Origin of the sequence: Burkholderia sp. AU19243, from assembly GCF_018148075.1 — a bacterium.
Taxonomy (GTDB): Bacteria; Pseudomonadota; Gammaproteobacteria; order Burkholderiales; family Burkholderiaceae; genus Burkholderia; species Burkholderia latens_A.
Map to the genome: position 1 here is coordinate 1 of NZ_JAGSTV010000042.1, position 1,053 is coordinate 1,053.

The window sequence follows — 1,053 nt, forward strand, 5'->3', positions numbered from 1 at the left end:
TTTCAGGATCTATTTCACTCCCCTCCCGGGGTTCTTTTCGCCTTTCCCTCACGGTACTGGTTCACTATCGGTCGATCACGAGTATTTAGCCTTGGAGGATGGTCCCCCCATCTTCAGACAGGATTTCACGTGTCCCGCCCTACTTGTCGCACACCTAGTTCTTTCATACTGTTTTCGCCTACAGGGCTATCACCTGCTATGGCCGCACTTTCCAGAGCGTTCGGCTAACAATATAAATAAAGAGTGCAAGGCTCATCCCATTTCGCTCGCCACTACTTTGGGAATCTCGGTTGATTTCTTTTCCTGCGGTTACTTAGATGTTTCAGTTCACCGCGTTCGCTTCGCATGGCCTATGTATTCAGCCATGGATACTCCATAAGGAGTGGGTTTCCCCATTCGGACATCTACGGATCAAAGCTCGTTTGCCAGCTCCCCGTAGCTTTTCGCAGGCTACCGCGTCCTTCATCGCCTGTGATCGCCAAGGCATCCACCACATGCACTTGTTCGCTTGACCCTATAACGAGTCTGTCTCTCGATCATCGTTAGCGCTTTAGCGCTTACGAGGATCCGATACAAAGTACGTTACAGGTTGAGTTCTCGCGTTGTGCCGTATTCCAAGTTGATGTCGACCAGAGTTGGCGCTTTAGCGCTTACTCTGGTCCCACTCCCGTAGGGAGCCGAACAATGAAGTTCGAATCATCTTGAGATACATCGATACAATCACAACCCGGATAGTTTCCACGTCCATCTCAAAGACGCTTCCGCTATCCAAATTACTTACTTCTTCCAGATTGTTAAAGAACGACAGCCGATACTTTCGTACCGCTCTGACTGGCTCAATCGCCAATGAGTAATGTTCGATTCGTTCTCTCGAACTCCATCAAACATTATCCATTGGGCTCCCTTCGGGAGTGAGATGCTCGTAAGCGCTGAAGCGCTAACGATCATCGCAATTGGTGGAGGCAGACGGGATCGAACCGACGACCCCCTGCTTGCAAAGCAGGTGCTCTCCCAGCTGAGCTATGCCCCCATGAGTACAGATTTGCCTCAGGT

1 tRNA gene and 1 rRNA gene are annotated in these 1,053 nt (G+C 50.4%); both read right to left on the reverse strand.

Annotated features, from left to right (window positions below):
* Positions 1 to 514, reverse strand: a 23S ribosomal RNA gene (locus KDW55_RS29175); the annotation flags it as partial.
* Positions 515 to 954: 440 nt separating this feature from the next.
* Positions 955 to 1,030 (reverse strand) — tRNA-Ala (locus KDW55_RS29180).
* Between the last annotated feature and the right edge of the window lie 23 nt (positions 1,031 to 1,053).